Origin of the sequence: Pantoea sp. IMH (assembly GCF_000599885.1) — a bacterium.
Taxonomy (GTDB): domain Bacteria; phylum Pseudomonadota; class Gammaproteobacteria; order Enterobacterales; family Enterobacteriaceae; genus Erwinia.
This window is the reverse complement of record NZ_JFGT01000003.1, coordinates 187230-213505: the sequence shown is the minus strand read 5'-3', so window position 1 is coordinate 213505 and position 26276 is coordinate 187230. Positions and strand designations below refer to the sequence as shown.

Annotated in this window: 19 protein-coding genes, 1 tRNA gene, 3 rRNA genes and 1 riboswitch; of the genes, 15 read left to right on the top strand and 8 right to left on the bottom strand. The window is 54.1% G+C overall.

Features of this window, described 5'->3' with window-relative positions:
- Window position 1: 1 nt before the first annotated feature.
- From thiS to EA20_RS0106315, 5 genes are all read right to left on the bottom strand, one after another.
- On the bottom strand, window positions 2-202 hold the full coding sequence (gene thiS, locus EA20_RS0106335) for a sulfur carrier protein ThiS (RefSeq protein WP_024966030.1): 201 nt from the start codon (window positions 200-202) through the stop codon (window positions 2-4).
- The gene (locus EA20_RS0106330) at window positions 186-947 is read right to left on the bottom strand and encodes a HesA/MoeB/ThiF family protein (RefSeq protein WP_024966029.1); all 762 of its coding nucleotides are present in this window, start codon (window positions 945-947) and stop codon (window positions 186-188) included. The genes thiS and EA20_RS0106330 overlap by 17 nt, the downstream gene beginning before the upstream one ends.
- Window positions 937-1584: a thiamine phosphate synthase gene (gene thiE, locus EA20_RS0106325; protein ID WP_024966028.1), complete on the bottom strand. Its 648-nt coding sequence runs from the start codon at window positions 1582-1584 to the stop codon at window positions 937-939. The genes EA20_RS0106330 and thiE overlap by 11 nt, the downstream gene beginning before the upstream one ends.
- Window positions 1581-3509: a phosphomethylpyrimidine synthase ThiC gene (gene thiC / locus EA20_RS0106320; RefSeq protein WP_024966027.1), complete on the bottom strand. Its 1929-nt coding sequence runs from the start codon at window positions 3507-3509 to the stop codon at window positions 1581-1583. The genes thiE and thiC overlap by 4 nt, the downstream gene beginning before the upstream one ends.
- An 82-nt stretch (window positions 3510-3591) precedes the next feature.
- A riboswitch (TPP riboswitch) is annotated at window positions 3592-3692 on the bottom strand.
- Between the two features lie 125 nt (window positions 3693-3817).
- On the bottom strand, window positions 3818-4324 hold the full coding sequence (locus EA20_RS0106315; RefSeq protein ID WP_024966026.1) for an Rsd/AlgQ family anti-sigma factor: 507 nt from the start codon (window positions 4322-4324) through the stop codon (window positions 3818-3820).
- A gap of 81 nt (window positions 4325-4405) precedes the next feature.
- Here EA20_RS0106315 and nudC point away from each other — a divergent pair, with 81 nt between their 5' ends.
- The 7 genes from nudC (at window position 4406) to EA20_RS0106280 (ending at window position 9853) form a co-directional block, all read left to right on the top strand.
- Window positions 4406-5179 carry an NAD(+) diphosphatase gene (nudC, locus tag EA20_RS0106310; RefSeq protein ID WP_024966025.1) on the top strand — a complete coding sequence of 258 codons (774 nt, stop codon included), beginning with the start codon at window positions 4406-4408 and terminating at the stop codon, window positions 5177-5179.
- A 154-nt stretch (window positions 5180-5333) separates the two neighbouring features.
- Entirely contained in the window at window positions 5334-6038 is a 705-nt protein-coding gene (locus EA20_RS19960; protein ID WP_152540217.1) for a polymer-forming cytoskeletal protein, read from the top strand.
- Window positions 6039-6214: 176 nt separating this feature from the next.
- Window positions 6215-7282: a uroporphyrinogen decarboxylase gene (hemE, locus tag EA20_RS0106300; protein WP_024966023.1), complete on the top strand. Its 1068-nt coding sequence runs from the start codon at window positions 6215-6217 to the stop codon at window positions 7280-7282.
- 2 nt (window positions 7283-7284) lie between these two features.
- Window positions 7285-7953 (top strand): deoxyribonuclease V, encoded by a 669-nt coding sequence (gene nfi / locus EA20_RS0106295; RefSeq protein WP_024966022.1) that lies wholly within the window; start codon window positions 7285-7287, stop codon window positions 7951-7953.
- 65 nt (window positions 7954-8018) lie between these two features.
- Window positions 8019-8609, top strand: coding sequence for a YjaG family protein (locus EA20_RS0106290; RefSeq protein ID WP_024966021.1), 591 nt, complete (start codon window positions 8019-8021; stop codon window positions 8607-8609).
- A 188-nt stretch (window positions 8610-8797) separates the two neighbouring features.
- A complete protein-coding gene (gene hupA, locus EA20_RS0106285; protein WP_002438605.1) occupies window positions 8798-9070 on the top strand; it encodes a nucleoid-associated protein HU-alpha in 273 nt (90 codons plus the stop codon).
- Window positions 9071-9187: 117 nt separating this feature from the next.
- The gene (locus EA20_RS0106280) at window positions 9188-9853 is read left to right on the top strand and encodes a DUF1481 domain-containing protein (protein ID WP_024966020.1); all 666 of its coding nucleotides are present in this window, start codon (window positions 9188-9190) and stop codon (window positions 9851-9853) included.
- A gap of 257 nt (window positions 9854-10110) precedes the next feature.
- Here EA20_RS0106280 and purD read toward each other — a convergent pair whose 3' ends face one another.
- Complete coding sequence (gene purD / locus EA20_RS0106275; RefSeq protein WP_024966019.1) at window positions 10111-11397, bottom strand: phosphoribosylamine--glycine ligase; 1287 nt, start codon at window positions 11395-11397, stop codon at window positions 10111-10113.
- Window positions 11398-11412: 15 nt separating this feature from the next.
- The gene (gene purH / locus EA20_RS0106270) at window positions 11413-13002 is read right to left on the bottom strand and encodes a bifunctional phosphoribosylaminoimidazolecarboxamide formyltransferase/IMP cyclohydrolase (RefSeq protein WP_024966018.1); all 1590 of its coding nucleotides are present in this window, start codon (window positions 13000-13002) and stop codon (window positions 11413-11415) included.
- Between the two features lie 629 nt (window positions 13003-13631).
- On the opposite strand from purH, the gene EA20_RS0106265 reads away from it, so the two are divergent.
- From EA20_RS0106265 to aceK, 8 genes are all read left to right on the top strand, one after another.
- Window positions 13632-15173: ribosomal RNA gene (locus EA20_RS0106265) — 16S ribosomal RNA — on the top strand.
- 89 nt (window positions 15174-15262) lie between these two features.
- A tRNA-Glu gene (locus tag EA20_RS0106260) sits at window positions 15263-15337 on the top strand.
- 218 nt (window positions 15338-15555) lie between these two features.
- Window positions 15556-18458, top strand: a 23S ribosomal RNA gene (locus EA20_RS0106255).
- A 211-nt stretch (window positions 18459-18669) separates the two neighbouring features.
- Window positions 18670-18785 (top strand): 5S ribosomal RNA (gene rrf / locus EA20_RS0106250).
- The 16S, 23S and 5S rRNA genes sit together here with 1 tRNA gene alongside, the layout of an rRNA operon.
- A 471-nt stretch (window positions 18786-19256) precedes the next feature.
- Complete coding sequence (gene metA / locus EA20_RS0106245) at window positions 19257-20186, top strand: homoserine O-succinyltransferase (protein ID WP_024966017.1); 930 nt, start codon at window positions 19257-19259, stop codon at window positions 20184-20186.
- A 444-nt stretch (window positions 20187-20630) separates the two neighbouring features.
- Entirely contained in the window at window positions 20631-22229 is a 1599-nt protein-coding gene (gene aceB / locus EA20_RS0106240; protein WP_024966016.1) for a malate synthase A, read from the top strand.
- A gap of 30 nt (window positions 22230-22259) precedes the next feature.
- Window positions 22260-23564: an isocitrate lyase gene (gene aceA / locus EA20_RS0106235; RefSeq protein ID WP_024966015.1), complete on the top strand. Its 1305-nt coding sequence runs from the start codon at window positions 22260-22262 to the stop codon at window positions 23562-23564.
- 17 nt (window positions 23565-23581) lie between these two features.
- The gene (gene aceK / locus EA20_RS0106230) at window positions 23582-25360 is read left to right on the top strand and encodes a bifunctional isocitrate dehydrogenase kinase/phosphatase (protein WP_024966014.1); all 1779 of its coding nucleotides are present in this window, start codon (window positions 23582-23584) and stop codon (window positions 25358-25360) included.
- Window positions 25361-25422: 62 nt separating this feature from the next.
- On the opposite strand, the gene iclR is transcribed toward aceK, so the two are convergent.
- Complete coding sequence (iclR, locus tag EA20_RS0106225; RefSeq protein ID WP_024966013.1) at window positions 25423-26256, bottom strand: glyoxylate bypass operon transcriptional repressor IclR; 834 nt, start codon at window positions 26254-26256, stop codon at window positions 25423-25425.
- Window positions 26257-26276: the final 20 nt, after the last annotated feature.

Sequence of the window (26276 nt, the reverse complement as noted above, 5' to 3'; positions counted from 1 at the left end):
ATTAACCTCCGGCGATGGCCTGGAAAATCACCAGCTCATCGCCCTCCTGTAATAAATAAGAACACCAGCGATCGCGGGGAATAATGCACTGATTAACGGCGAGTGCGGTCCCAGGTTGATGGCGTGCAAGGTGTTCCAGAAGTTCTGACAGCCGTAGTGGCGCGGGAAAGATCATGGCTTCATCGTTAATGAGGATCTTCATGACTGCCTCCACATACCGGGCAGTTTTCGCTACGTGCCAGATTCAGCGTACGCCAGGTCTGCTGACGTCCATCAAACAGGCGAAGCTTGCCCGTAAGCGGAGAGGGCTGGCCGGCGAGCAATTTCAGCGCTTCCAGTGCCTGAAGCGTGCCCATAACGCCGACAACCGGACCCAGCACGCCCGCCGTGCGGCAGTTTCGCTGTGGCTCAGCGTCATCGGGCCAGAGGCAGCGGTAACATCCCTGGCTGAACGGTGGCGTGAGGACCAGCAGCTGACCGCCAAAGCCGACTGCACTGGCGCTGATAAGTGGCGTACCGCTCTGAACACAGGCCGCATTGATAACATGACGGGTCTGCATATTGTCGCAGCAGTCCAGTACAAGGTCCGCCTGCTGAATAATGGCGGCCAGGCTGGTTTCATCAATACGCTGTTCAAAGGCGATATATTCACCCTGAGGATTAAGAGCCTGGAGGTGTTTTTTTGCCAGGCGCGCTTTAGACTGGCCGGTCTCGCTATGCCGGAAAAGGATTTGCCGCTGCAGGTTGCTGATATGTACCTTATCGTCGTCAGCCAGCAGCAGTTTACCCACGCCGGCGGCAGCAAGGTAAAGGGCCGCCGGGGAACCCAGCCCGCCCAGCCCAATAATCAGTACGCTGGCCGCCTGTAATTTTTGCTGTCCTTCCAGACCAAACTCGTCGAGCAACAGCTGGCGGCTGTAGCGCAGGAAATCGCTGTCACTGAACATCATCCGTTCCTCCTGTGCCGGCAAGAGAAAGTAACTGACGTGTCGCTTCCTGCCAGTCAGGCGCCCGGGTGATCGCACTGACCATCGCAATACTGCCCACGCCGGTAGCCAGCACGGCGGGCGCACGATCCAGGCTGATGCCGCCAATGGCAACGGTAGAAATTCCCTGAAGACGATCAACATGCCGCTTCAGCTCCTCCAGACCTTGCGGCGAAGATGGCATCACTTTTGTCTGCGTAGGGAATATATGCCCCAGAGCGATATAAGAAGGCTGCTCCGCCAGGGCGCGCCGGATTTCTGCATCATCATGTGTCGACAGGCCAAGGCGGAGACCGGCGCGATGAATGGCATCAAGATCTGCAATCTCCAGGTCTTCCTGCCCGAGATGAACGCCGTAAGCCTGATGTTTAACCGCCAGACGCCAGTAATCATTGATAAACAGTCGGGCCTGATATCGCTGCGCCAGCGCAATGGCCGCAGCAATATCATCCTCAACTTCTGCCTCTGGCAACGCTTTGATACGGAGCTGTAGTGTCCGCACGCCAACGTCCAGCAGACGTGCAATCCATTCAACTGTATCGACGACCGGATAGAGACCGAGGCGTGCCGCGGTTGGGGGAAAAGGCCCGCGGCTCATGATTTCTCCTCCGGCAAAGCGGCATCTGCCGGATGATAAAGCTCACCGCCACGACTGCGGAAAGCGCCGGACATTTGGGCCATGCCGATTTCGACAGGCTGAGCCTCCTGCTTTGCAGCGTAGTCCCGCACCTCCTGAGAAATTTTCATGGAGCAAAATTTTGGCCCACACATAGAACAGAAATGCGCGACCTTACCCGACTCCTGCGGCAGCGTTTCATCATGCCAGGCCCGGGCGGTGTGAGGATCGAGCGCCAGATTAAACTGATCCTCCCAGCGAAACTCGAAACGGGCTTTGGACATTGCATTATCGCGGATTTGCGCACCCGGATGCCCCTTTGCCAGATCGGCAGCATGCGCGGCAATTTTGTAGGTTATCAGACCCTGTTTCACATCCTCTTTATTCGGCAGGCCCAGATGCTCTTTTGGTGTGACATAGCAAAGCATGGCGCAGCCGAACCAGCCAATCATGGCGGCGCCGATGCCAGAGGTGAAATGATCGTAGCCTGGTGCGATGTCGGTGGTGAGGGGGCCAAGCGTGTAAAAAGGCGCCTCATGGCAATGTTCCAGCTGCTCGGTCATATTGCGGCGGATCATATGCATCGGCACATGACCCGGACCTTCGATCATCACCTGAACGTCATATTCCCAGGCAATCCTGGTCAGTTCGCCCAGCGTACGCAGTTCGGCAAACTGCGCCTCATCGTTAGCGTCCTGAATCGATCCCGGACGCAGGCCGTCGCCCAGTGAAAGCGAAACGTCATAGGCAGCGCAGATTTCACAGATCTCGCGGAAGTGCTCATACAGAAAGCTCTCTTTATGGTGTGAAAGGCACCACTTCGCCATGATTGAACCGCCGCGTGAAACGATGCCGGTCAGGCGTTTCGCCGTCATCGGGACGTAGCGCAGCAGCACCCCAGCGTGAATGGTAAAATAGTCCACGCCCTGTTCGGCCTGCTCCAGCAGCGTATCGCGGAACACTTCCCAGTTGAGGTTTTCCGCGACGCCGTTGACTTTCTCCAGCGCCTGGTAAATGGGAACCGTGCCGACAGGCACCGGGCTGTTGCGCAGTATCCATTCCCGGGTTTCATGGATATTCCGGCCTGTTGAGAGGTCCATTATCGTATCCGCCCCCCAGCGGGCAGACCAGACCAGCTTTTCAACCTCTTCTTCAATGGAGGAGCTGACGGCGGAATTGCCGATGTTGGCGTTAATTTTCACCAGAAAATTTCGCCCGATAATCATCGGCTCCGATTCCGGATGATTAATATTGGCCGGAATAATAGCGCGGCCCGCAGCGACCTCATCGCGGACGAACCCGGGAGTAATATTTTCCGGCAGGCTCGCCCCGAAGCTGTTGCCTGGGTGCTGTTGCAGCAAGACTTCACTGCGGATCCGCTCACGGCCCATATTCTCACGCAGCGCGATGAACTCCATTTCCGGGGTGATGATGCCCTGCCGGGCATAATGCAACTGCGTGACACAGCGCCCTGGCAAGGCACGGCGGGGATGCGGCAACCGATCAAAGCGCAGATGATCAAGCCCCTCATCGGCGAGACGCTGCTGGGTAAAAACGGAACTGAGATGCTCCACGGGCTGGGTATCATCGCGATCGATAATCCAGACTGTCCGCACTCTTTCCAGCCCGGCATGAAGATCGATACTCGCTTCGGGATCGCCATAAGGCCCGGCGGTATCGTAAACCGGAATGGGTTCATTTTGCTCAAAAAGAGGCGCTTCTTTGCTGCCGCCGATTCTGGTCGGGCTGAGCTGAATTTCACGCATGGGAACGCGGATATCCGGCGTTGACCCGGTCAGCCAGATGCGTTTCGAATTGGGAAAAGCGGCGCCCTTCAGAGAGGCGATAAACTGCTGCGCTTCGGCACGTTGTTCACGTCGGGTCAGTTTTTTGGGAGGGGTAGACATAGCTCGTTCCTGTATAAAAAGGGAAGTTGCTTGTCTGGAGCTCGGATGAGTAAGCGCAGGATGTGAGGACTCACACCGTCACTGAATGTTTACTCTTGTTCCCTTCGCAGGTTCTAACCTGATCAGGTTCCGCGGATCCCGAATTAACGGTCTCAGCCCCTAAGGGCACTCCGACAAGAAGAATTTTGGTCCACCTTATGAGGTGTCACCAAAACGAGTAACGGATGAAAAGCGTCCGTTACCTTATTGCCTCTTCAGCATAAAGGGGCAATTTTAAAACCACAAGCGGTTTACAAACAGATAACGTATCAGGCCGGACGAGCCATCGCCGGATCGTTAGCCGCCGGGATGGTTTCTGCCGTTTTTTCTAACGCCAGCTGAATAAATTTATCTTCCAGCGTAAAGCGCGCTTCCAGCGCTTCGCCAACCTCCGAGAGCGCCTGCTGAAACTCAAGACAGTTATCGTGGTCGATGGCGGTTTCCAGATGGTTGTCGTAAACCTGCATAATCTGCTCGGTATTTGCCTGCAGCGAAGGATAGATCAGCGCCGCTTTGGCTAATTGCTGGCTGCCTTCCATTTCTTCGATAAAACGTTCGTAAACGGTAAAATGACCGGTAGAGAGATAATCGACCAGGTTTTGACAGAAAGTATCCAGTGCGTTTTCGTCGAGCGTGGTCAGCGATTCCTTGTTAGGCTTGATGCCAACTAACTGATAATAAGCAACCAGTAACTCTCTACGGGCACGCAGACAAAAGTCCACAAGGTCGCTACAACCGCCTACGCGCGCGGTCAGGTCTTCTAACTGGTTAAGCATGAGTGGCTCCGTGAGTGTTATATAAAGTCTGATCCCAATCCAGTAATGCAGAAAGCCCTGTAAAGCTGAGGAAAGCAATTTATGGAACGTGAGATTTCTAGCGTAGACGCTGGCTGGTGGGTTGTCAGCCACCAACATAAACTTTGGTTACCGAAAGGTCAATTACCGTTCGGCACAGCTTGTGAGGTCGGACTTGTTGGATCGCAAGGATCCCTGATTGGGGAGTGGCTTGGCGACCCTGTCTGGCTGATCCGTGAAAGCCGCCAGGAAGAGATGGGATCGCTCCGGCAGCTGCTCGATCAGGATGCAGGCCTGTTCCAGCTTGTCGGGCGAGGGATTCAGCTGGCTGAGTTCTACCGCTCGCATAAGTGGTGTGGCTATTGCGGGCATGAAATGCATCAGAGCCGCACGGAGTGGGCCTGCCTTTGCCGTCACTGCCGGCAACGTTACTATCCGCAGATCGCGCCCTGCATCATTGTCGCTATCCGCCGTGACGATCATATTCTGCTGGCCCAGCATACCCGTCATCGTAACGGTATCTATACGGTGCTGGCTGGCTTTGTGGAAGTAGGGGAGACGCTGGAGCAAACCGTTGCCCGTGAAGTGATGGAAGAGAGCGGCATCAAAGTGAAAAATCTTCGCTACGTCACGTCGCAACCCTGGCCTTTCCCGCAGTCGCTCATGGTGGCTTTTATGGCAGACTATGACAGCGGCGAGATTCAAATCGACCCGAAAGAGTTACTGGATGCCGGATGGTATCGCTACGATGCGCTGCCCCAGCTTCCCCCGGCTGGTACGGTAGCGCGCCGGCTGATCGAAGATACCGTCGCCTGCTGCCGTGCTGATGCAGAATAAGATACGGAATAATGTGCGTCCGGCCCGAAAATGGCCGGTTTTTATTGTGCTGGCGGGTTGTTTAAAGGTAATTTAAGCCGTTCCCATCGGGGGAGATATCCTATCGGGTTCTATCCCGTCATATTCAGAATTCCAGAAATTGAGCGTGGACAGCATGTCTGAAACCAATACGCATTATTATCTGTGGGGAATATGGATGTTCTGGGGCAGTAGCCTTATTGCATTTGTCCTTTCACGAAGAATACCCATGTTAATTGCGCTTGGCGGTATGGGATGTCTATTTCTGCTGCTGATAATACGAAAACGACATAACGAAAAGAGGATAACCGGCGTGTTCAATCTCAAGAAAAAAGAAGAACATCTGTCAGCAAAAGAGGCCCTGGCGCCCGCCAGCCCTGAAAAGCGCCCTGCGGCTGCCCCGCTGCCAGTTGAAGATAGCAGCTTCAAAGAAACGACCATCTCCTCAGGCACCCTGTTACGGGGTGAAATAACGAATGAAAATAATATTACGATAAACGGAATTATTGAGGGGGATATTACCAGCCAGAAAGTGACTCAGGTAGGTAAAGAGGGTCAAATTATTGGCAAAGTAAAATCGCAAAAGCTTATTGTAAATGGGCTGTTGAAAGGAAGTTGTTATGCTCAAGTGGTGATCATTATGTCACGTGGTCGAATTGAAGGTGAGGTTCATGCTGGCGAATTCTCAATAGAGAAAGGCGGGGTATTTATTGGCAGCGCTCATCAGCTTAGTGAAAATAGCGCGCCGGGCGTAAAGAAAGAGAAAAAACAGGATGGTACCGTCAGTGAGCTCTCCGCTACGCCAGCCCCCGAAGTTAACCGCCTGCTGAAAAAAGCCTGATACAGCGCCTTAGCTCTGCCCAAGGCTGCGGGTCTTCTCGTTCTCCTGTCCCTGTGTCCGGTTTACGCGGCGGGGACGGAATATTCCCTTTCGCCTCTTCAATATTTCATGCGGCCAATCACCGACATTTCCATTAAATGTTACACTACAGGCCTGTATGGAGAGAGAGTCCTGTGATGAATGAACTGAAGAACGATCGTTATTTGCGTGCGCTGCTGCGCCAGCCCGTTGATGTGACACCGGTATGGATGATGCGCCAGGCCGGACGTTATTTGCCAGAGTACAAGGCGACCCGTGCCGTTGCTGGCGATTTTATGTCGCTGTGTAAAAACGCGGAGCTGGCCTGTGAAGTCACGCTGCAACCGCTGCGGCGCTATGCGCTTGATGCGGCGATCCTGTTCTCCGATATTTTGACCATTCCCGATGCAATGGGGCTTGGGCTCTATTTTGAAACCGGGGAAGGTCCGCGTTTCTCCTCACCGGTCACCTGTCGTGCTGACGTCGAAAAGCTGCCCATACCCGATCCCGAACAGGAGCTGGGCTACGTGATGAATGCGGTACGCACCATCCGCAAGAATCTTAACGGTGATGTGCCGTTGATTGGATTCTCTGGCAGTCCGTGGACGCTGGCGACCTATATGGTTGAGGGCGGCAGCAGCAAAACTTTTACCAAGCTTAAAAAAATGATGTACGCGGAACCGGAAACCCTGCATCTGATGCTGGATAAGCTGGCCGATAGCGTCATCCTGTATCTTAATGCTCAGATCCGTGCCGGTGCTCAGTCGGTAATGATTTTTGACACCTGGGGTGGCGTCCTGACCGGCCGCGATTATCTGACGTTTTCGCTACACTACATGCATAAGATTGTCGATGGCCTCCAGCGGGAAAGCGAAGGGCGTCGGGTGCCAGTAACCTTATTCACGAAAGGTGGCGGCCAGTGGCTTGAGGCGATGGCGGCGACCGGCTGCGACGCGCTGGGGCTGGACTGGACGACAGATATTGCGGATGCGCGTCGCCGCGTGGGAGATAAGGTTGCCCTGCAGGGGAATATGGACCCGTCCATGCTCTATGCTTCTCCAGCCCGCATTGAAGAGGAAGTTGCCACTATTTTGCAAGGGTATGGCAAAGGCACCGGTCACGTATTCAATCTGGGCCACGGCATTCATCAGGACGTACCGCCAGAACATGCAGGCGCCTTTATTGAGGCGGTACATAAACTTTCTAAGCCTTATCATCAGGATTAAACATGGACATGCAGGTGTTACGACAGGAACAGCTAACTCGTGCGACAGAAGTCCTACGGGAAGATGACTTTGACGTAATGCCGCCGCGCTATATCGGCGGTGCCGACGTAGGGTTTGAACAGGGCGGCGACGTGACGCGCGCGGCGCTGGTCATTCTCGAATACCCCTCGCTGAAAATGGTTGAGCATCGCGTGGCGCGTATTGCCACGACCATGCCTTACATTCCCGGCTTTCTCTCCTTCCGGGAATACCCGGCGCTGCTGGCCGCGTGGCAGATGCTGGAACAACAGCCCGACCTGCTCTTTGTGGATGGTCAGGGGATAGCCCATCCCCGTCGCCTTGGCGTTGCCAGCCACTTTGGTTTGCTGGTTGATGTGCCGACCATTGGCGTGGCCAAACGCCGCCTGTGCGGCAAATTTGAACCGCTGGCGGATGAGCCCGGTTCACGTCAGCCGCTGCTCGACAAAGGGGAGCAGATTGGCTGGGTACTGCGCAGTAAGAAGCGCTGCAACCCGCTGTTCATCTCATCCGGCCATCGTGTGAGTGCTGATACAGCCCTGCAGTGGGTCGAAACCTGCCTGCAGGGATATCGTCTGCCGGAACCGACCCGATGGGCCGACGCCGTGGCGTCAAACCGGCCCGCTTTCGCCCGGCTTGGCATCCCGCTATAACGGTGTGAGGCGCCCGCTTTTCGGTTACACTGCGGGCCGCGCACTTTTGTTTAAGAGATCCCAACATGTTACGTAATCCGATTCACCTGCGGCTGGAAAAGCTGGAAAGCTGGCAGCACGTTACTTTTATGGCCTGCCTGTGCGAACGCATGTACCCCAATTATTGGGCATTCTGCCAGCAGACCGGCTTTGGCGACGGCCAGCTTTATCGCCGCATTCTCGATCTGGTGTGGGAAACGCTGGTGGTGAAGGATGCCAAAGTCAACTTTGACTCGCAGCTGGAAAAGCTGGAGGAAGCGATCCCGGCGGCAGAAGATTACGATCTGTACGGCGTCTACCCTGCTATTGACGCCTGCGTGGCGCTGAGCGAGCTGCTGCATTCGCGTCTGAGTGGCGAAACGCTGGCCCATGCGATTGCCGTCAGCGAAGCGTCAATCACTTCCGTGGCGATGCTGGAAATGACTCAGGCAGAACGGGAAATGACCGAGGAAGAGCTTAAAGCGAATCCCGCGGTTGAAGAGGAATGGGACATCCAGTGGGAGATTTTTCGCCTGCTCAGCGCCTGTGAGGAAAGGGATCTTGAGCTGATAAAAGGACTGCGTTCTGACCTGCGGGAATCGGGGATAAGCAACATCGGTATAAATTTTCAGCAATAAGGCGATAAAACGTGACTTCAGGCCTGATTTGTAGCGCCTGGAGGCTTCACATCCGCCCCCAGTCTGGTCTACATTTGGGGGGCTGAAAAATGTGGCTATCGGTGTGTGTATGCAGGAGAGTGCCAGAAACTGGTTTTTCCCTCGCACTCGATGCTTAGCAAGCGATAAATACACTGTAAGGATAACTTATGAACAAGACTCAACTGATTGATGTAATTGCGGACAAAGCGGACCTGTCTAAGACCCAGGCTAAAGCTGCTCTGGAATCCACCCTGGCTGCGATTACTGAGTCTCTGAAAGAAGGTGATGCTGTACAACTGGTTGGTTTTGGTACTTTTAAAGTTAATCACCGCGCTGAGCGTACTGGCCGCAACCCGCAGACTGGTAAAGAAATCAAAATTGCCGCTGCTAACGTACCGGCATTTGTTTCTGGTAAAGCACTGAAAGACGCTGTTAAGTAATCGTCTAACGGTGAAAGTTTTAAACAGGGGGGCGTTAAGCCCCTTTTGTTACTCTCCTTTCCGGGTGCCGCAGGAACGGCTTAATGTCTTCTGCGCTATCAGTGTGGTGAACACACCATGAGGCATTCCCCTCTTCGTCTCCTTTCCACCTTCTCACTGCTGCTGTTACTGGCAGGCTGTAGCGTCAGACCTGAACTTCCGGCCTTTACCGCGAGTGGTTATCTTGCCGATCGTGGCGTTGTCCGCATCTGGCGCAAAGAGGTTCCACCCGACACGCGCCATATGATGACGGTCTATACGCCCTTTACCGGTTCAGGTAAGCAAACCACGCGCTATTTGTGGCAGGAAGGAAAGCTGGTTTCCATTGAGCGTCAGAGCATCGGTGAGCAGCCGGATAGCATTACGCTGCGATTTGATCAGAACGGCAAGGTGAGCTTTATGCAGCGTCAGTTGCAAAGCCATCGTGAAGCGCTTTCCGCCGATGCCGTCGCGCTTTATCAGTTCGATGCGGGACGGATGTTAAGAATCAGCGATGACCTGCTCACAGGAAGGGTTCTGCTCAGACAGGGACACTGGGCTGCCTCTGGCGCTATTACCAGCTGCCAGGGAAGTGAGAGCCGTCCCGATTTTGATGGCTATTCGCTGAACACCATCACCCAACACCAGCGTGAGTCAGGTAAGCCCGTGAGCGTCGCCTGGCTTGAGGCTCCCGAAGGTACACAGCTTCTGCTGGTGACACCGGAAGATCTTTGCGCAACAGAACCCAAAGAAGCTGACTTGTAAGCACGACTACACCGGGTGGTTTACGCCGCTTTCTCGCGACTTTACGCAACGATGTACCTTCTCAGGTGCAGAAAAAGATAACGTTGCTGTAAGGATGGCAAAAACAGGCAGCAGAGAAACGAGCTGCTCTGGCAGGAGCCTCAAAGGTGGGGTAAGTCAGAATGGGACTTGTGGTCAACTCAACAGGTCGGGAATACCCGCCCTGATGAGTCTGCCGCTATATATACCGCCTTGTGTGGCGGCATATAACTACATGATCAAGGTTGCTTACGGGAAATGGCCCTGTAGCCGATATCTTGCCGGCAGAAGCTGCCGTTCCACGAGATATCTTCAGCCAGCTTATAAGCGTGTTTCTGCGCAGCGGCAATATCTTCACCCAGCGCCGTCACGCAAAGCACGCGTCCGCCATTGGTCACTACCAGTTCGCCCTGCATCTTCGTGCCGGCATGAAAGACCTTGCCATCCGGTAACGCTTCCAGCGGAAGACCATGAATCTGATCGCCAGTAGTGTAATCGCCAGGATAGCCGCCTGCGGCCAGAACAACACCCAGTGATGGACGGGGATCCCAGAGGGAATCTTTCGTATCCAGCTTACCTTCAACGGCTGCAAGACAGAGCTCTACCAGATCCGACTGCATGCGCATCATGATCGGTTGCGTTTCCGGATCGCCAAAACGGCAGTTGAACTCAATGACTTTTGGTTGACCGCGCTTGTCAATCATCAGTCCTGCATACAGAAAGCCGGTATAGGTATTCCCTTCTGCCGCCATGCCGTGCACAGTCGGCCAGATAACCTCATCCATTACCCGCTGGTGGATTTCATCCGTCACTACCGGAGCAGGGGAGTAGGCGCCCATCCCGCCCGTGTTTGGTCCGGTATCGCCATTACCGACGCGTTTATGATCCTGACTGGTGGCCATCGGCAGCACATTTTTACCATCAACCATTACGATAAAACTGGCTTCTTCACCATCCAGAAACTCCTCCACCACGATGCGGTGACCTGCATCGCCAAAGGCGTTTCCGGCCAGCATATCTTTAATGGCGGCTTCTGCTTCCTCCAGCGTCATCGCCACAATGACACCTTTACCTGCCGCCAGGCCATCAGCCTTGATAACGATAGGCGCGCCTTTGCTGCGCGTATAAGCCAGTGCGGCCTCAACGTCAGTAAAGTTCTGATACTCTGCCGTAGGAATTTTATGGCGGGCAAGGAAATCCTTGGTGAACGCTTTAGAGCCTTCCAGTTGCGCAGCGGCCTGAGTGGGGCCAAAAATTTTCAGTCCTGCCGCGCGGAAGGCATCCACCACGCCAATCACCAGAGGCGCTTCCGGGCCTACTATAGTCAGATCGATCTTCTCATTCTGCGCAAAACTCAGCAGCGCCGGAATATCAGTCGCGCTGATATCCACGTTTTGCAGTGCCGGCTCAAGCGCAGTGCCGGCATTGCCCGGCGCAACGAAGACGGTCTCTGTCAGCGGCGAAAGCGACGCTTTCCAGGCGAGCGCATGCTCGCGGCCGCCGTTACCAATTACCAGAATTTTCATTAAGTTGCTCCGTTTTTAATGGCGGAAATGGCGCATGTCGGTGAAGATCATCGCAATGTTATGCTCGTCGGCGGCGGCAATCACTTCTTCATCACGAATAGATCCTCCGGGCTGAATCACACAGCTCACGCCAACGGCGGCGGCGGCATCAATACCGTCGCGGAAGGGGAAGAAGGCATCGGAAGCCATCGCCGAACCGCGCACTTCCAGCCCTTCATCCGCCGCTTTTATCCCGGCTATTTTCGCTGAGTAGACGCGGCTCATCTGTCCTGCGCCTATACCGATTGTCATATTGTCGCGCGCATAGACAATGGCGTTGGATTTGACGAATTTCGCTACTTTCCAGCAAAACAGCGCGTCGCGCAGCTCTTTTTCGTCAGGCTGTCGTTTGCTTACCACGCGCAGCTGGTCGGCTGTCACCATGCCATTATCGCGATCCTGTACCAGCAGGCCGCCGTTGACGCGTTTAAAGTCCAGACCGGTCTCACGCTGTTGCCACTGACCGCAGGTCAACACGCGAACGTTTTGCTTAGTTGCCGTCACCTTCAGCGCGGCTTCGCTGGCCGAAGGCGCGATAATGACTTCGACAAACTGACGGCTGACGATAGCCTGGGCGGTGGCTTCATCCAGTTCGCGGTTAAATGCGATAATTCCACCAAAAGCTGAAGTCGGATCGGTTTTAAAAGCAAGCTCGTAAGCGTTCAGAAGAGTGCTTGCTGTAGCTACGCCGCAGGGATTGGCATGCTTGACGATCACGCAGGCTGGTTCACTAAACTCCTTCACACATTCCAACGCCGCATCGGTATCTGCAATGTTGTTATAGGAAAGCGCTTTACCCTGTAGCTGCTGTGCTGTGGCAACAGAAGCTTCGGTAATATGCTCTTCTATATAGAAGGCAGCGTCCTGGTGGCTGTTCTCGCCGTAACGCATATCTTGCTTCTTGATGAAATTCAGGTTTAGCGTGCGCGGGAAACGACCGGCTGGCTGGTTGCGCTCACTGTGATAGGCGGGTACCAGGGAGCCAAAATAGTTAGCGATCATGCTGTCGTAAGCGGCAGTGTGCTCAAAGGCTTTAATGGCGAGGTCAAAGCGGGTTTCAAGGGTCAGGGCATTCTGGTTGGCATCCATCTCGGCCACGATAGCCTCGTAGTCACTGCTCTTTACCACGATCGCCACATCTTTATGGTTCTTCGCCGCGGAGCGCACCATGGTCGGGCCGCCAATATCAATGTTCTCAACGGCATCTTCCAGTGAGCAACCTTCCCGGGCGACGGTCTGAGCGAAGGGATAAAGGTTTACCACTACCATGTCGATTGGGCTGATGTCGTGCTGCGCCATGATTGCATCGTCCTGCCCGCGACGGCCAAGAATACCGCCGTGCACTTTAGGGTGCAGGGTTTTGACGCGTCCATCCATCATTTCCGGGAAACCGGTATAGTCAGACACTTCCGTGACAGACAGGCCCGCATCCGCCAGCAGACGCGCGGTGCCACCGGTAGAGAGCAGTTCGACGCCGCGTTGGGAGAGCGCCTGAGCAAATTCGAGGATACCGGCTTTATCAGACACGCTGAGCAAGGCGCGGCGTACAGGACGAGGTTGTTGCATGGTAAATGATCCCTTGGCTTTAGTTCGCATAGAGTAAGAGCGTTACATCAACCTTAGCCATTTTCACTCTTATAAAGAGAAAAGGAGATTAAGGTTCAGGTAACGCCCCAAAATGGGGGCCAGGTTTTCGCCCGGCATTGTAGCGAAAACGTTTGCGTGATGCTCGTCTAAATTATCACTTCTCACCCAGTGTGGATAAGTTAGTGGATAAGTGGGTATAAACCCCCGTTTTGCTGTGGAATGCAGCGAACGCGCTATTTTCCACAAATTAAGGGTTGTCAGCTGACGGAAACTCCCTATAATGCGCAACCACTGAGACGGCACAACGGCTTACAGGCCAGCGGCTCAGGAGGTTCAGGAAGCTGAGCCGCCGGAGAAAAACTTCTGAAAAAGAGGTTGACTCTGAAGGAGGAAAGCGTATTATACGCCACCTCGCAGTAAGTCGCCAAGGCGCTTACCGCAACGCTCTTTAACAATTTATCAGACAATCTGTGTGGGCACTCGCAGGATTGATATCAGCGTCTCCGGACGCAAAAAATATCAAGTCTTAAGAGTGAACACATAATGAAATTCATTATGAGTGTTTTACACTTGAGCATCGCTTAACGTGTTTAAGCAAATCAAGCTTTTAATTGAAGAGTTTGATCATGGCTCAGATTGAACGCTGGCGGCAGGCCTAACACATGCAAGTCGGACGGTAGCACAGAGGAGCTTGCTCCTTGGGTGACGAGTGGCGGACGGGTGAGTAATGTCTGGGAAACTGCCCGATAGAGGGGGATAACTACTGGAAACGGTAGCTAATACCGCATAACCTCGCAAGAGCAAAGTGGGGGACCTTCGGGCCTCACGCTATCGGATGTGCCCAGATGGGATTAGCTAGTAGGTGGGGTAATGGCTCACCTAGGCAACGATCCCTAGCTGGTCTGAGAGGATGACCAGCCACACTGGAACTGAGACACGGTCCAGACTCCTACGGGAGGCAGCAGTGGGGAATATTGCACAATGGGCGCAAGCCTGATGCAGCCATGCCGCGTGTATGAAGAAGGCCTTCGGGTTGTAAAGTACTTTCAGCGGGGAGGAAGGCGGTGAGGTTAATAACCTTACCGATTGACGTTACCCGCAGAAGAAGCACCGGCTAACTCCGTGCCAGCAGCCGCGGTAATACGGAGGGTGCAAGCGTTAATCGGAATTACTGGGCGTAAAGCGCACGCAGGCGGTCTGTCAAGTCAGATGTGAAATCCCCGGGCTTAACCTGGGAACTGCATTTGAAACTGGCAGGCTAGAGTCTTGTAGAGGGGGGTAGAATTCCAGGTGTAGCGGTGAAATGCGTAGAGATCTGGAGGAATACCGGTGGCGAAGGCGGCCCCCTGGACAAAGACTGACGCTCAGGTGCGAAAGCGTGGGGAGCAAACAGGATTAGATACCCTGGTAGTCCACGCCGTAAACGATGTCGACTTGGAGGCTGTTCCCCTGAGGAGTGGCTTCCGGAGCTAACGCGTTAAGTCGACCGCCTGGGGAGTACGGCCGCAAGGTTAAAACTCAAATGAATTGACGGGGGCCCGCACAAGCGGTGGAGCATGTGGTTTAATTCGATGCAACGCGAAGAACCTTACCTACTCTTGACATCCACGGAATTTAGCAGAGATGCTTTAGTGCCTTCGGGAACCGTGAGACAGGTGCTGCATGGCTGTCGTCAGCTCGTGTTGTGAAATGTTGGGTTAAGTCCCGCAACGAGCGCAACCCTTATCCTTTGTTGCCAGCGATTCGGTCGGGAACTCAAAGGAGACTGCCGGTGATAAACCGGAGGAAGGTGGGGATGACGTCAAGTCATCATGGCCCTTACGAGTAGGGCTACACACGTGCTACAATGGCGCATACAAAGAGAAGCGACCTCGCGAGAGCAAGCGGACCTCACAAAGTGCGTCGTAGTCCGGATCGGAGTCTGCAACTCGACTCCGTGAAGTCGGAATCGCTAGTAATCGTGGATCAGAATGCCACGGTGAATACGTTCCCGGGCCTTGTACACACCGCCCGTCACACCATGGGAGTGGGTTGCAAAAGAAGTAGGTAGCTTAACCTTCGGGAGGGCGCTTACCACTTTGTGATTCATGACTGGGGTGAAGTCGTAACAAGGTAACCGTAGGGGAACCTGCGGTTGGATCACCTCCTTACCTGAAGATACTTTCCCGCGTAGTGTCCACAACAGATTGTCTGATAGAAACGTTAGAGCAAGACGGCTGCGAAGTCGTGACACTTCTGTGTCCCCTTCGTCTAGCGGTTAGGACTCCGCCCTTTCACGGCGGCAACAGGGGTTCGAATCCCCTAGGGGACGCCACTTGCTTGGTGACAGGTGAAAGGTGTCTCCACGAAATATCTCAAAACTGGCTTACGAGCCATGTCTGAGATATTTGCTCTTTAACAATCCGGAACAAGCTGAAAATTGAAACGACACACTGCGTTTATCCTCCGTAATAAGGATAAACAGACCGGTGTGTTCGAGTCTCTCAAATGCTTACAGCACACAGTATCCTGCGGGACGCTTGTGGGTTGTGAGGTTAAGTGACTAAGCGTACACGGTGGATGCCCTGGCAGTCAGAGGCGATGAAGGGCGTGCTAATCTGCGATAAGCGTCGGTAAGGTGATATGAACCGCAACAACCGACGATACCCGAATGGGGAAACCCGGTGCATTTATGCATCATCGCAACATGAATACATAGTGTTGCGAGGCGAACCTGGGGAACTGAAACATCTAAGTACCCAGAGGAAAAGAAATCAACCGAGATTCCCCCAGTAGCGGCGAGCGAACGGGGAACAGCCCAGAACCTGAATCAGTTTGTGCATCAGTGGAAGCGTCTGGAAAGTCGCAGGGTACAGGGTGATACTCCCGTACACGAAGATGTGCTTACTGTGAGTTCGATGAGTAGGGCGGGACACGTGATATCCTGTCTGAATATGGGGGGACCATCCTCCAAGGCTAAATACTCCTGACTGACCGATAGTGAACCAGTACCGTGAGGGAAAGGCGAAAAGAACCCCGGCGAGGGGAGTGAAACAGAACCTGAAACCGTGTACGTACAAGCAGTGGGAGCCTCTTTTATGGGGTGACTGCGTACCTTTTGTATAATGGGTCAGCGACTTATATTCTGTAGCAAGGTTAACCGTATAGGGGAGCCGCAGGGAAACCGAGTCTTAACTGGGCGTTAAGTTGCAGGGTATAGACCCGAAACCCGGTGATCTAGCCATGGGCAGGTTGAAGGTTGGGTAACACTAACTGGAGGACCGAACCGACTAATGTTGAAAAATTAGCGGATGACTTGTGGCTGGGGGTGAAAGGCCAATCAAACCGGGAGATAGCTGGTTCTCCCCGAAAGCTATTTAGGTAGCGCCTCGTGAACTCATCTCCGGGGGTAGAGCACTGTTTCGGCTAGGGGGCCATCCCGGCTTACCAACCCGATGCAAACTGCGAATACCGGAGAATGTTATCACGGGAGACACACGGCGGGTGCTAACGTCCGTCGTGAAGAGGGAAACAACCCAGACCGCCAGCTAAGGTCCCAAAGTCATGGTTAAGTGGGAAACGATGTGGGAAGGCACAGACAGCCAGGATGTTGGCTTAGAAGCAGCCATCATTTAAAGAAAGCGTAATAGCTCACTGGTCGAGTCGGCCTGCGCGGAAGATGTAACGGGGCTAAACCATGCACCGAAGCTGCGGCAGCGACACTTATGTGTTGTTGGGTAGGGGAGCGTTCTGTAAGCCGTCGAAGGTGGACTGTGAGGTCTGCTGGAGGTATCAGAAGTGCGAATGCTGACATGAGTAACGATAAAGCGGGTGAAAAGCCCGCTCGCCGGAAGACCAAGGGTTCCTGTCCAACGTTAATCGGGGCAGGGTGAGTCGACCCCTAAGGCGAGGCCGAAAGGCGTAGTCGATGGGAAACAGGTTAATATTCCTGTACTTGGTGTTACTGCGAAGGGGGGACGGAGAAGGCTATGTTGGCCGGGCGACGGTTGTCCCGGTTTAAGCGTGTAGGCTTGTGTTCCAGGCAAATCCGGAACACTTAAGGCTGAGGCGTGATGACGAGTCACCACGGTGATGAAGCAACAAATGCCCTGCTTCCAGGAAAAGCCTCTAAGCATCAGGTAACACGAAATCGTACCCCAAACCGACACAGGTGGTCAGGTAGAGAATACCAAGGCGCTTGAGAGAACTCGGGTGAAGGAACTAGGCAAAATGGTGCCGTAACTTCGGGAGAAGGCACGCTGGCGCGTAGGTGAAGGGACTTGCTCCCGGAGCTGAAGCCAGTCGAAGATACCAGCTGGCTGCAACTGTTTATTAAAAACACAGCACTGTGCAAACACGAAAGTGGACGTATACGGTGTGACGCCTGCCCGGTGCCGGAAGGTTAATTGATGGGGTTATCGCAAGAGAAGCTCCTGATCGAAGCCCCGGTAAACGGCGGCCGTAACTATAACGGTCCTAAGGTAGCGAAATTCCTTGTCGGGTAAGTTCCGACCTGCACGAATGGCGTAATGATGGCCAGGCTGTCTCCACCCGAGACTCAGTGAAATTGAACTCGCTGTGAAGATGCAGTGTACCCGCGGCAAGACGGAAAGACCCCGTGAACCTTTACTACAGCTTGACACTGAACATTGAGCCTTGATGTGTAGGATAGGTGGGAGGCTTTGAAGCGTGGACGCCAGTCTGCGTGGAGCCAACCTTGAAATACCACCCTTTAACGTTTGATGTTCTAACCTGGCGCCGTAATCCGGCGTGGGGACAGTGTCTGGTGGGTAGTTTGACTGGGGCGGTCTCCTCCTAAAGAGTAACGGAGGAGCACGAAGGTCAGCTAATCACGGTCGGACATCGTGAGGTTAGTGCAATGGCATAAGCTGGCTTGACTGCGAGAGTGACGGCTCGAGCAGGTGCGAAAGCAGGTCATAGTGATCCGGTGGTTCTGAATGGAAGGGCCATCGCTCAACGGATAAAAGGTACTCCGGGGATAACAGGCTGATACCGCCCAAGAGTTCATATCGACGGCGGTGTTTGGCACCTCGATGTCGGCTCATCACATCCTGGGGCTGAAGTAGGTCCCAAGGGTACGGCTGTTCGCCGTTTAAAGTGGTACGCGAGCTGGGTTTAGAACGTCGTGAGACAGTTCGGTCCCTATCTGCCGTGGGCGCTGGAAGATTGAGAGGGGTTGCTCCTAGTACGAGAGGACCGGAGTGAACGCACCACTGGTGTTCGGGTTGTCATGCCAATGGCATTGCCCGGTAGCTAAGTGCGGAAGAGATAAGCGCTGAAAGCATCTAAGCGCGAAACTTGCCTCGAGATGAATCTTCCCTGAGACTATAAGTCTCCTGAAGGGACGTTGAAGACGACGACGTTGATAGGCCGGGTGTGTAAGCGCAGCGATGCGTTGAGCTAACCGGTACTAATGACCCGTGAGGCTTAACCTTACAACACCAGAAGCGTTCTGGTGAGCGTTATGAGAGACGCAACAATTTTCAGCCTGTACCGGATAGAGAATTAGCGGAAACGAAAGATTTTGCGCTGAGGCAAGGCGGCAAGCGCCGGAAAGGAAGGAGCATACTCAGGTATGTGACTGACTTTGCAAGCGCAGGCAACGCGGCATCAGTGAAAAAGATTCGTTTCGTGCACCAAGATTTGCCTGGCGGCTGTAGCGCGGTGGTCCCACCTGACCCCATGCCGAACTCAGAAGTGAAACGCCGTAGCGCCGATGGTAGTGTGGGGTCTCCCCATGCGAGAGTAGGGAACTGCCAGGCATCAAATTATAAGCAGTAAACTGGTATTGCGGGGCAGTTCGCTGCTCTCAGAGAGTGGGACAGACAAGCCGTGAGGCGCGGTCTGAACGTTGCAACGCAACGGCCCGCAGGGTGAACGTAAGTTCATCAACTGCCAGGCATCAAATCGCGATAACCCTGACCTGACGGTCAGGGTTTTTTGCGTTTCAGGGCCGGGAAAAAGCGGCAGCTTCCCCCGTCACCGCACGGCCTGAAACAGCCCTTTCAGTTCACGTGCTCCATCCCGAAACATCAAAGTTAGCTTCACATCTGGCTCCGTCCTGGATCGGTTGTGCATTTCCACCAGGACTCTCTCAACCTCTCGGCTGTACGCCCTTATCCATATGAAACTTTTTCAACAACCGGATGAAACCTCGACATTTGCTCTGCATAGCGTTATCTTTGGCTGTCTGGATGTCTAAACGTATAAATGGTGAGTTGAGGAAGCAGGTTATGCCGATCAGGGTACCCGATGAATTACCAGCCGTGAGTTTTCTGCGTAACGAAAATGTCTTTGTAATGACTTCTTCTCGCGCCAGTACTCAGGAGATCCGTCCCTTAAAGGTGCTGGTACTCAATCTGATGCCAAAGAAAATTGAAACTGAAAATCAGTTTTTGCGCCTGCTCTCCAATTCTCCTCTGCAAATTGATGTTCAGTTGCTGCGTATTGACAGCCGGGAGTCACGTAACACGCCGATGGAGCATCTGAACAACTTCTACTGCAATTTTGATGAGATACAGCATCAGAACTTTGATGGACTGATTGTGACAGGCGCGCCGCTGGGGCTGGTCGATTTTAATGATGTGGCTTACTGGCCGCAGATACAGCGCGTGCTGCACTGGGCGAAAGAGCACGTGACTTCAACACTCTTTGTCTGCTGGGCCGTTCAGGCGGCGTTGAATATTCTGTATGGCATTCCTAAGCAAACGCGTGAAGTGAAGCTTTCCGGCGTTTATGAGCACCAGATACTGCATCCGCATGCGTTACTTACGCGTGGTTTCGACGATACGTTTCTTGCGCCTCATTCACGCTATGCCGATTTTCCTACTCACTTGCTGCGTGATTATACGGATCTGGAAATCTTTGCCGAATCAGAGCAAACCGGTGCTTATCTGTTTGCCAGTAAGGACAAACGACTGGCTTTCGTGACGGGACATCCAGAATATGATGCATTAACGCTGTCGGCCGAATACCATCGTGATTATGAGGCCGGTTTGCATCCAGAGATCCCCTGCAATTATTTTCCGCAGGATAATCCCGAGTTGCCGCCACGAGCCAGTTGGCGCAGCCACGGTAATTTGTTGTTTACTAACTGGTTAAACTATTATGTTTACCAGATTACGCCATTTGATCTGCGTAATATGAATCCCACGCTTGATTAAGTATCTTCGAAAACAGGGCTATTTTCCGCTATAAAATGGCCCTGATTTAACGCCTTTTTTACTGCCTTCCTCTGTATTACCTCTTCGGTTTTAACCTGACATCAGCCTGTGTCTGACTTCAGGCCTTTGTCTTCCCCTGCCAGATATACGCTCCTTACCGTCTGTCTGCCACTTAGCCTGTGGCGGGTTCTGACTGATTACTTTAAGAGGCTTTTTGCATAACCCATCCAAAGCAAGTGCTTATGAAAATTACTTTCTTCTTTGGCGGGTTTTTAAATCCATATATATCAATTAGTAAAAAATATTTATCCATAAAATGGAAATAGTTTTTGATTTTAGATATCGATTGATTATATTTTGATCGGGCTGAGCGGAAAGTAGCCAGCAGCGAAAGCGATCCTGAAAGTGATCTCTTCACAGCGTTTTGACGGCAGGAGCAAAACAATGACAGAGCAGGTAATTAACAGCGAACTGGCGTTCCAGCGCCCCTTTGGTCTGACAGAGAAGCAGATCTTCACGGAGCCCGCCGTGGATTTCCTGACCGATCTGGTTAGTCGTTTTACGCCGCGGCGTAACGAACTGCTTCGCGATCGGCAACGTAATCAAGAAAAGTTTGATAACGGTGAACTGCCCGGTTTCATTTTGGAAACGAGTTCCATAAAAAGTTCAGACTGGAAGATCCGCGGTATCCCGACCGATCTTCAGCGGCGACGCGTGGAGATCACTGGCCCGGTCGAACGCAAGATGGTGATCAACGCGCTTAACGCCAATGTCGATGTTTTTATGGCTGATTTTGAAGACTCACTGGCGCCCAGCTGGGAAAAAGTGGTTGAGGGACAGATCAATCTGCGTGATGCGGTAAATGGCACGATCGATTACCGCAACGAAGCAGGAAAGATCTATCAACTCAAGCCCGATCCCGCTGTGTTGATCTGCCGGGTTCGCGGACTTCATCTGCCAGAAAAACATGTAACGTGGCGTGATGAAGCGATCCCAGGCAGCCTGTTCGATTTTGCCCTCTACTTTTTTCACAACGTGGATGCGCTACTGGCAAAAGGCAGCGGCCCTTATTTTTACCTGCCGAAAACGCAAAGCTGGCAGGAAGCGGCCTGGTGGAGTGAGATCTTCAGCTATACCGAGGATCGTTTCGATCTGCCACGTGGCACGATCAAAGCCACTCTGCTGATCGAAACGCTGCCTGCGGTCTTCCAGATGGATGAGATCCTCTATCACCTGCGCGATCATATCGTCGGACTCAATTGCGGCCGTTGGGACTATATTTTCAGCTATATCAAAACGTTGAAAAATCACCCCGGTCGTGTTTTGCCGGATCGTCAGTCGGTTACGATGGATAAAGGCTTTCTGGATGCTTACTCCCGTTTACTGATCAAAACCTGTCATCGCCGGGGTGCCTTTGCCATGGGCGGGATGGCCGCGTTTATTCCCAGTAAAGAGCGTGAGCGCAACGAGTGGGTGCTTAACCGGGTCAGGGCGGATAAAGAGCGAGAGGCGGCTAATGGTCATGATGGCACCTGGATTGCGCATCCGGGATTAGCAGATACGGTAATGACTCTGTTCAGTCAGGCACTAGGTGACCGGCAAAACCAACTGGAGGTGCTGCGGGAAGATGATGCGCCGGTAACCGCCGCTGAGCTGCTCGAACCCTGCGCTGGAGAAAGAACAGAAGCCGGGATGCGTGCCAATATCCGCGTGGCGGTGCAGTACATCGAGGCATGGATCTCAGGTAACGGCTGCGTACCCGTTTATGGCCTGATGGAAGATGCCGCCACGGCAGAAATCGCCCGCACCTCTATCTGGCAGTGGATCCGCCATGGAAAAACGCTGCAAAGCGGCGAAGTGGTCACCGAAGCGTTGTTCCGTCAGATGCTGGCAGAGGAGATGCAGGTTATCCAGCAGGAGTTGGGTGACCAGCGCTTTTGCCAGGGACGCTTTAGCGAAGCCGCCGATCTGATGGAGCGCATCACAACCGAACCGGAGCTGGTTGAATTCCTGACCCTGCCTGGTTACCAGCTGCTGCATTAATTATCGATCCCTGACTCTGAGAGGCTCTCTATGACAACGCGTATCCAACAGATTGAGAAAACGGAACAGCAATGGCGCAGCGCCCGCTGGGAGGGAATTACCCGTCCTTACAGTGCTGAAGAAGTTGTCCGGCTCCGCGGTTCGGTCAATCCGGCCTGCACGCTGGCCAGTCTTGGTGCTGAAAAACTCTGGCGATTGCTGAATGGGGAAGCGAAAAAAGGCTATATCAACAGCCTTGGCGCATTGAGTGGTGGTCAGGCGCTTCAGCAGGCGAAAGCGGGTATTGAGGCGATTTATCTCTCCGGCTGGCAGGTGGCTGCCGATGCCAACCTTGCCGGAAGCATGTATCCCGATCAGTCGCTCTATCCAGCCAACTCGGTGCCGTCAGTGGTGGAACGTATCAACAATACCTTCCAGCGAGCCGATCAGATCCAGTGGGCCAGCCAGATTGAGCCAGGCGATCCGCGTCACACGGATTATTATCTGCCCATCGTCGCCGATGCGGAAGCGGGCTTTGGCGGCGTGCTGAACGCGTTTGAACTGATGAAGGCGATGATTCAGGCTGGTGCTGGTGGCGTACATTTTGAAGATCAGCTCGCGTCGGCGAAGAAATGTGGTCATATGGGCGGTAAGGTGCTTGTCCCTACCCAGGAGGCCATCCAGAAGCTGGTTGCCGCACGGCTTGCGGCAGACGTAATGGATGTGCCGACGGTTTTAATCGCGAGAACCGATGCTGACGCTGCCGATCTGATTACCTCCGACTGTGACGACTACGATCGTGAATTCATTACGGGAGAACGCACGACCGAAGGCTTTTTCCGCACGCGCGCCGGGATAGAACAGGCGATCGCCCGGGGGCTGGCCTATGCGCCTTATGCTGATGTGTTATGGTGCGAAACCTCAACGCCTGACCTTGCGCTGGCCCGGCGCTTTGCCGACGCTATCCATGCCCGTTTTCCCGGCAAGCTGCTGGCCTATAACTGTTCTCCTTCGTTTAACTGGAAAAAGAATCTTGATGACGCCGCCATCGCCCGTTTTCAGGACGCCCTGGCGGAAATGGGTTACCGCTTCCAGTTTATTACGCTGGCTGGCATCCACAGCATGTGGTTCAACATGTTCGATCTGGCAAAAGCCTATGCTGAGGGTGAAGGGATGCGTCATTACGTGGAAAAAGTGCAGCAGCCTGAGTTTGCTGCCCGCGAGCAGGGTTATACCTTCTCTTCGCACCAGCAGGAAGTAGGCACCGGCTACTTTGACAATGTGACCACCATTATTCAGGGTGGCGCATCTTCGGTAACGGCGCTGACCGGTTCCACCGAAGAGCAGCAGTTCTGAGCAAAGCCGGAGGGTCTATGCCGCAGCTGGAAATGCTTATCGCCCGCACCATACTGCAGGGATTTGACGCGCAGTATGGTCGCTTTTTAGAGGTGACGGCCGGGGCCCAGCAGCGCTTTGAGCAGGCTGACTGGCTGGCCGTGCAGGACGCGATGAAGGCGCGCATTCATCTCTATGACCGGCACGTGGCGCTGGTCGTGGAGCAACTGAAATGCATCACTCCCCTCACCGACTTTGAAGGCGATTTCCTGCTGCGCGTGAAGGCGCTCTATAGTGAGCTGCTGGCGGACTATCCGCGTTTTGAAATTGCTGAAAGCTTTTTTAACTCCGTTTATTGCCGCCTGTGCGGCCATCAGCGGCTCTCTCCGGAACGCCTGTTTATCACCAGCTCCCAGCCTGAACGCCGCTTCCGGTCTATTCCCCGGCCGTTGTCCAGAACGTTCAGCGCCTCGCAGGGTTGGGGGGCGCTGCTGCACACTATGCTAAGCGATCTTCCCCTGCGGCTGCCCTGGCAGGATCTCGGCAGGGATGTTGCCTGTACGCTGGCTCATTTGCGCGAAAATTTCAGTGATTCGGATCTGCACGCAGGCCAGCTTGAGATCGCCAATGAACTGTTTTATCGCAACAAAGCCGCCTGGCTGGTGGGGAAATTACACCTGCCTTCAGGAATATATGCTTTCCTGCTGCCGCTGCACCGCAGTGAAAATGGCGAGCTGTTCATTGATACCTGCCTGACACGCCGCCGGGAAGCCAGCATCGTGTTTGGCTTCGCCCGGGCCTATTTCATGGTCTATGCCCCTTTGCCTGCCGCGCTGGTGGAATGGCTGCGGGAGATTTTACCCGAAAAAACCACTGCCGATCTCTATATGGCGATCGGCTGCCAGAAGCACGGTAAAACGGAATGCTACCGGGAATATCTTCAGGTGATGTCGGCCACCGCAAACCGGTTTGACATTGCGCCAGGCGTACGGGGCTTAGTGATGCTGGTGTTTATGCTGCCCGGCTACGATCGGGTGTTTAAAGTGATCAAAGATCGCTTCGCCCCGCAAAAGGATGTTACGCCGGAGCGGGTCCGGGAGTGTTATCTACTGGTAAAAGAGCATGACCGGGTTGGCCGCATGGCGGATACCCAGGAATTTGAGCAGTTTGCTGTCGAACGTGCACGCATCAGCGACCATCTGCTGGCGGCAATGTGGCAGGAAATCCCCGATAAGCTGCGGCAGGAGGGCGATAAAATCATTATAAGCCATCTTTATCTGGAGCGCCGGATGACGCCACTCAACCTCTGGCTGGAACAGGCAGACGAACAACAAAGACGTGACGCGATTGAAGAGTACGGCAACGCCATCAGGCAGCTGGCCGCCGCCAATATTTTCCCTGGCGATCTGCTTTATAAGAATTTCGGCGTGACGCGTCACGGCAGAGTGGTGTTCTACGATTACGACGAGATCTGTTACATGACGGAAGTGAATTTTCGCGACATCCCGCAGCCCCGCTTCCCGGAAGATGAACTTGCCGCTACGCCCTGGTACAGCACCTCGCCGGAAGATGTGTTCCCTGAAGAGTTCCGCCACTACCTCTGTGTGGATCCGGCGATAGCGGCACTGTTCGGCGAGATGCACGAAGATCTGTTTAACGCCGCATGGTGGCGTGGACTACAGCAGCGTATTCGTGAAGGCCATATTGAGGATGTTTATGCTTATCGCCGGCGTCAGCGATTTTGCCAGCGCTATCGCGATCCTCACACTGAGTCGTCTGCAAACCTCTTAAGGGGGGTCGGAAACGTAGGTTCCTGATGGCGTGTCCGGACAGCGGGTTTTAAACTGGCTATCTGCGGGCAGCGTAAAGAGCCTGCTTGCTATCGCACACCACCATACTGACGGGTAATTTCCTTCGCGGCTTTGATGACCAGCGCGCCCAGTTCGGTCACGCGATCGTCCGTGACGCGCGATACCGGCCCCGAAATCGAAATCGCGGCAAAGGGCTCACGGTGCTCATCGTAGATGCAGGCCGCCACGCAGCGCAGCCCCAGCGCATGCTCTTCATCATCAAAGGCGAAGCCAATTTTGCGTATCTGCGCAAGGTTCTCTTTCAGGCTGTGCGGCGACATCAAAGTATGCGGCGTGTAATGATGCAGCCCCTGGCGGTGCAGCAGTTCACTGACCTGAGCATCATCGAGATTGGCCAGGAATGCTTTGCCTGCGCCTGACGCGTGCATCGGCAGCTTGCCGCCAATCGGCGCGGACATGCGCATCAGTTGCGTGCACTGCACCTGATCGATAATGACCGCCTGGCGATCGCTGATATCCAGCACCGCAAGGTTGACCGTTTCGCCGGAATCCTCCATCAGCTGACGCAGCATCGGATGCACCAGCGCCAGCAGGTTGCGGCTCTGCAGAAAGCTGCTGCCGACAACAAAAGCATGAGAGCCGATGGTCCAGAGGCCCAAATCACCGACCTGGCGGACAAAGCCCTGCTGCTGCATGGTGGTCAGGAGACGATGCGTGGTGGAATTGGGTAAACCTGCCTGCTGTGCCAGCTCGGTCAGCGCAACGCTGCCGTGAGAATCGGCGATGAATTCCAGCAGTTTCAATCCCCGCGTCAGCGACTGCACCTGTCCGGCAGGCTGTGCGGGCTGGGCGGAGGCCACGCGCGGTTTCTTGCCGCGTTTCACAACTTCAGAATTAGCCATTCCGGACTCCTTAATTTCAC

Excerpts from the sequence above, each read along its gene's own strand:
- aceB (WP_024966016.1), top strand. The coding sequence starts at position 20,631 with ATGACAGAGCAGGTAATTAACAGCGAACTGGCGTTCCAGCGCCCCTTT.
- aceA (WP_024966015.1), top strand. The coding sequence starts at position 22,260 with ATGACAACGCGTATCCAACAGATTGAGAAAACGGAACAGCAATGGCGC.
- purD (WP_024966019.1), bottom strand. The coding sequence starts at position 11,397 with ATGAAAATTCTGGTAATTGGTAACGGCGGCCGCGAGCATGCGCTCGCC.
- nfi (WP_024966022.1), top strand. The coding sequence starts at position 7,285 with ATGGACATGCAGGTGTTACGACAGGAACAGCTAACTCGTGCGACAGAA.
- aceK (WP_024966014.1), top strand. The coding sequence starts at position 23,582 with ATGCCGCAGCTGGAAATGCTTATCGCCCGCACCATACTGCAGGGATTT.
- thiS (WP_024966030.1), bottom strand. The coding sequence starts at position 202 with ATGAAGATCCTCATTAACGATGAAGCCATGATCTTTCCCGCGCCACTA.
- hupA (WP_002438605.1), top strand. The coding sequence starts at position 8,798 with ATGAACAAGACTCAACTGATTGATGTAATTGCGGACAAAGCGGACCTG.
- EA20_RS19960 (WP_152540217.1), top strand. The coding sequence starts at position 5,334 with ATGTCTGAAACCAATACGCATTATTATCTGTGGGGAATATGGATGTTC.
- metA (WP_024966017.1), top strand. The coding sequence starts at position 19,257 with ATGCCGATCAGGGTACCCGATGAATTACCAGCCGTGAGTTTTCTGCGT.
- EA20_RS0106280 (WP_024966020.1), top strand. The coding sequence starts at position 9,188 with ATGAGGCATTCCCCTCTTCGTCTCCTTTCCACCTTCTCACTGCTGCTG.
- nudC (WP_024966025.1), top strand. The coding sequence starts at position 4,406 with ATGGAACGTGAGATTTCTAGCGTAGACGCTGGCTGGTGGGTTGTCAGC.
- iclR (WP_024966013.1), bottom strand. The coding sequence starts at position 26,256 with ATGGCTAATTCTGAAGTTGTGAAACGCGGCAAGAAACCGCGCGTGGCC.
- thiC (WP_024966027.1), bottom strand. The coding sequence starts at position 3,509 with ATGTCTACCCCTCCCAAAAAACTGACCCGACGTGAACAACGTGCCGAA.
- thiE (WP_024966028.1), bottom strand. The coding sequence starts at position 1,584 with ATGAGCCGCGGGCCTTTTCCCCCAACCGCGGCACGCCTCGGTCTCTAT.
- EA20_RS0106330 (WP_024966029.1), bottom strand. The coding sequence starts at position 947 with ATGTTCAGTGACAGCGATTTCCTGCGCTACAGCCGCCAGCTGTTGCTC.
- EA20_RS0106315 (WP_024966026.1), bottom strand. The coding sequence starts at position 4,324 with ATGCTTAACCAGTTAGAAGACCTGACCGCGCGCGTAGGCGGTTGTAGC.
- hemE (WP_024966023.1), top strand. The coding sequence starts at position 6,215 with ATGAATGAACTGAAGAACGATCGTTATTTGCGTGCGCTGCTGCGCCAG.
- EA20_RS0106290 (WP_024966021.1), top strand. The coding sequence starts at position 8,019 with ATGTTACGTAATCCGATTCACCTGCGGCTGGAAAAGCTGGAAAGCTGG.
- purH (WP_024966018.1), bottom strand. The coding sequence starts at position 13,002 with ATGCAACAACCTCGTCCTGTACGCCGCGCCTTGCTCAGCGTGTCTGAT.